The sequence below is a fragment of the Puniceispirillum sp. (SeqCode) genome, assembly GCF_965657105.1.
GTDB lineage: Bacteria > Pseudomonadota > Alphaproteobacteria > Puniceispirillales > Puniceispirillaceae > Puniceispirillum.
Genome location: NZ_CBFHNB010000092.1, coordinates 1 through 4,542 on the forward strand (window position 1 = coordinate 1; position 4,542 = coordinate 4,542).

The following is a 4,542-nucleotide window of genomic DNA, read 5'->3' on the forward strand; positions in this document are numbered from 1 at the left end:
TCCTGATTCATGTCATAATTTTTCAAAGCTGACAGAATGATAATCAGCACCAGCGGCATCGCCACCAGCGAATGCCCCAGCACCAGCCCAGGGATGCTGTTGACCATCTTGAACTGAACAAAGAAATAGAACAGGCCGATAGCCACCAGAATAACCGGTACCATCATCGGCGAAATCATGATCGGAAACAGAATACTGCGGAGTCTGCTATTGCTGTTGATCAGCCCATAAGCCGCCATCGTGCCGATCGGTGTTGCCACCAAGATCGTCAGAATAGCAACTTTGATCGAGGTCCATGTGGCGGCCATCCAGTCATTAAAGCCATTTTCCACTTTCCATGAGAAAAAGTAATTCTCGTACCAGCGCAGAGAAAAACTCTTAGGTGGAAATTCGAGATACTGGCTTTCCGAAAAAGACATCGGGATAACGATCAAGGAAGGCACAATCAGTAGGAACAGAACCAGTATCGAAAAGATATAGAGCCAAAGCCGGTCTTTGAGTTTGATCTGTGTTTCGGACACATCTTTGTTGAAAAATCCCATCATACTCAGCTCCTTTGACCTAGCTGATCAACCGAGATCAGCTTTGACGCCAGATACAGGATCAACATTGTCACCACTAGCAGAACAACGCCCAGCGCACTGGCCGCACCCCAGCTGAAATAGAGCTCGATATTGCTGGAAATTTTCATCGCGGCCATAATCACCCGGCCACCGCCAAGCACTGCCGGGGTGACATAGAAGCCAAGACACAGAACAAAGACAATCAGCAACCCGGCCAGCAATCCGGGGATGCTCATCGGGAAAAACACTGTCCAGAAGGCACGTGTAGGTGTGGCGCCCAGACTAGACGCTGCTTTCATACAATCCTTGTCAATCGCCCGCATATTCGCATAAAGCGGTAGGATTAAGAATGGCAGCATGATATGCACCATCCCGATCAAGGTGCCTGACGTGTTATGCACAAATTTTATTGGTTCGGCGATCAATCCCAGATCAACGGCTAGATTATTCACCAGTCCCTTTTTCTGCAACAATACCAGCCACGCATAGGTACGCACCAAGAGGCTGGTCCAGAAAGGAATCAGCACGCCAATCATGCAGATATTGGCCCAGCGGTTGGATAATTGCGACATGAAATAAGCCAGCGGATAGCCAATAAGCGCGCAAATGAGGGTGGTCAGAAAGCTGATCTTAAAGGTGGTGATGAAAATACGGATATAGGCCTTGCTTTCGATCATCCGGGAATAGTTTTCAAAAGATAATGTGCCATCGCGCCCAATTAATGACAGATAGAACAGCCATCCGATTGGAATGATGATCAATGCCCCAACCATCAGCAGATAGGGCACAGTCAATCCAAAAAAGGTGTAACGTTCACGGCTGGCTAGTTTCCGCAGGTTGGCTTCGTTCAGATGTTCTGTAACGCCCGACATTATGCGGTTTCCACAAAATAGCTATCGGCCAGGCGCAGACCAACATCGATGGTTTCGCCAATGCCTGGCACGTCCTGTTTCAAATCGGTGCCATTCTGGATCCGCATCTGTAATGTTTGTCCACCATAGGTGGCCTGATCTAAGGTAATCACGAGCAACTGGCTATCACCCTGAAAGATCGAATCCTTGACAATGCCCTTGAAATAATTTGTGCCTTTTTCCTTTTTGCTAGATAGGAAAAGTTTTTCCGGCCGGATCACCAGCAGAAAATCACCATCCTTTTCGACTTTGTGATTGACCAGAACCTCGGCTTTGCCAAGCACGGCTTTTTTATTCTTGACCGTTACGGGAACAAGGCTGGATTCACCGATAAAGTCAGCAATAAAGGCGTTGTTCGGTTTCTGATAGATGTCATTCGGGCTACCTAGCTGCTGGAGCTGGCCGTCATTGATAACGGCGATGCGATCCGACATCGTCAAGGCTTCTTTCTGGTCATGCGTCACATATACTGTCGTCATGTTGAGGCTGTCGTGAAGCTGGCGGAGTTCGATTTGCATTTCTTCGCGCAGTTTCTTATCAAGCGCAGATAGCGGCTCATCCATCAGCAGAATCTGGGGTTTGAAAACAATCGCCCGGGCCAAGGCAACGCGCTGGCGCTGGCCACCTGATAATTCGTCAACGCGGCGATGCCCAAGACCGTCAAGCTTTACCGTCGCCAAGGCTTCATCAACACTGGTTTTGGTCTCAGCCGCACTGACGCCGCGTAATTTCTGTGGATAGCCGACATTCTGTTCGACATTCATATGCGGGAATAGGGCATAATTCTGGAACACCATGCCGATACCGCGCAAATGTGGCGGCTTTAGCACGACTTCTTCATCGCCAAATTTGACACTGCCATGATCGGGGCTGGTAAAGCCAGCCAGCACCATCAGCAAGGTCGTTTTGCCAGATCCCGAAGGCCCCAATAAGGTTAGAAACTCACCCGATGTGACATTAAGACTAACGTCATTCAAGGCAAAAAAGTCGCCATATTTTTTGGTGATATTTGTGATGGAAATATTTAATGAACTGTTTTTCATAATTATGACTTAATCAATTAATGGTGGGATCAATAATGGTGAATCGTTTTTGCAAGCTAGGTTTGCTAAATAGCTGGAGGGTGCATACCCTCCAGCCCTAGCCTATGATATTGACCGACTATTCAGTCATCATTTCAGTATATTTTTCCGCAGCGATTGTGCGCCATTTGGCATACCACTCGGTCTTTAATGTCAGCTGATGCTTGGCATTGTCAGGGTGACTTGGCATCTGACGTGCGCGTGAATCTTCCATCAGGTTAAGCTCATAGACCTTTTTATTGGTCGGGCCATAGGTGATGTATTTGGAAAATTCGGCCATATATTCAGGCTTCATCATCTCGGCAATATATTTCATTGCCAGATCCTTGTTCTTGGCGCCTTTTGGAATGCCATAGCCTTCCCAGTCCATGATGCCACTTTTCCAGTCATAAGCAACCTTTGCACCGTCAAGCTTGGCCACGTCAAAACGACCATTCCAGCCAGTTGTCATATCGACTTCGCCATCTTTCATCAGCTGGGCATGCTGGGCACCAGATGTCCACCAGACAGCAATGTGATCCTTGATTGAACGGATCTTGTCGAGCGCGCGATCGATACCTTCTTCGCTATCAAGCACGGTATAGACATCTTCCATGGCAACGCCATCAGCAAGCAAAGCTGCTTCAAGCTGGGCGTCCATTTTAGCGCGCATAGCGCGAGTGCCTGGGAATTTTTCTACATCGAAGAAATCGGCCCAGCTACGTGGTCCGTTATCACCATAGGTATCGGTATTCCATGCTGCCACAACCGAGAAAATATCGGCACCAGCACAATAATCACTATACATGCCAGGCAAATGGTTACTGACATCGATTACCGAATAATCAAGCTTTTCCAGAATGCCTTCGGCACCACCGGAGGCACAGCCACCAGCACCGCTTGAAAAGATATCGAATTTATCCGCGCCTGATTTGACCATCAATTTCACGTCAGAAATACCGCCATAGGTATCTTCTTTGACTGTAATGCCCATAGCTTTGGCCGCAGGCTGAAAAATGCCAACTGACTGACCTTTTTGATAGGCACCACCCCAAGATACGATTCTAAGTTCATCTGCAAAACTGGCTGTCGAGACGCTCATCACGCTTGCAACCGCTGCAGTGACAGCAAGTGTTTTTAATTTAAACGATTTTTTCATTATTTCCCCCTTGAGGTCATTTAACAATTTGGAATTAAATTCTGATAGAGGTTGCACAATGATTTCAAACTAGTCAAACTTTTCTGTGTCCGAAAATTAGATTATCGTAATTTTTTTATGAAGCCTGCCAACTTTGTGTGACAGCTCTACATTAGAAAGATTTTATATAAAAAATGAATATCCAGAAACTTGAAACATTCACCTCACGCCATGTCAGTTTTGTCAAAGTTACAACTGATGACGGGAAAAGCGGTATCGGGCAGATGTCCACCTATCATGCTGATATCACCGCGCAGATATTTCACCGGCAGGTTGCGCCTTGGGTGCTTGGCCAATCGATTGCGGGGGCGCATCATGACGATGATACAGGCGATGCCCAGGCCATTTTTGCCGATCTGGCCGCATTGGTGACCGAACGCGAGCATAAGTTTCCCGGCTCTTATATTTATCGGGCGCTGGCCGGGCTTGATACGGCGCTGTGGGATCTGGTGGCACAGGCGGCAGAATTGCCCGTGACCGCGCTGATTGGTGGGCAATCTGGCACGCTTCGTGCCTATGCGTCATCGATGAAACGCGATATTACGCCGGCCGATGAAGCCGCGCGTTTTTGCCAGCTTCGTGATGATAAGGGCTTTGACGCGTTCAAATTCCGTGTGGGTGCCGAGTGTGGGCGTGGGATCGATGAATGGCCTGGTCGCACCGAAGAGATTATCCCGACGGTGACCGCGGCGCTGGGTGACGGCATTGTCACAATGGTCGATGCCAATAGCTGTTTCGGTGTCGCGCGCGCGATCGAGGTTGGGCATATGCTAGAGGATCATGGCATCACCCATTATGAAGAGCCTTGT

5 protein-coding genes are annotated in these 4,542 nt (G+C 48.3%); 1 reads left to right on the forward strand and 4 read right to left on the reverse strand.

What is annotated here, in order from left to right; all coding sequences use genetic code 11:
* The 4 genes from ACTF7Q_RS10160 to ACTF7Q_RS10175 all read right to left on the reverse strand — a co-directional run.
* Positions 1-545, reverse strand: a 545-nt coding sequence (locus ACTF7Q_RS10160; protein WP_438997721.1) for an ABC transporter permease, incomplete at its 3' end; no start/stop codon positions are given.
* Positions 546-547: 2 nt separating this feature from the next.
* On the reverse strand, positions 548-1,435 hold the full coding sequence (locus ACTF7Q_RS10165) for an ABC transporter permease (RefSeq protein WP_438997722.1): 888 nt from the start codon (positions 1,433-1,435) through the stop codon (positions 548-550).
* The gene (locus ACTF7Q_RS10170) at positions 1,435-2,517 is read right to left on the reverse strand and encodes an ABC transporter ATP-binding protein (protein WP_438997723.1); all 1,083 of its coding nucleotides are present in this window, start codon (positions 2,515-2,517) and stop codon (positions 1,435-1,437) included. The genes ACTF7Q_RS10165 and ACTF7Q_RS10170 overlap by 1 nt, the downstream gene beginning before the upstream one ends.
* Before the next feature lie 118 nt (positions 2,518-2,635).
* A complete protein-coding gene (locus ACTF7Q_RS10175) occupies positions 2,636-3,694 on the reverse strand; it encodes an ABC transporter substrate-binding protein (protein ID WP_438997724.1) in 1,059 nt (352 codons plus the stop codon).
* 173 nt (positions 3,695-3,867) lie between these two features.
* Between ACTF7Q_RS10175 and ACTF7Q_RS10180 the strand changes: the two genes are divergently transcribed.
* The coding region (locus tag ACTF7Q_RS10180; RefSeq protein WP_438997725.1) for an enolase C-terminal domain-like protein at positions 3,868-4,542 on the forward strand (675 nt) is incomplete at its 3' end.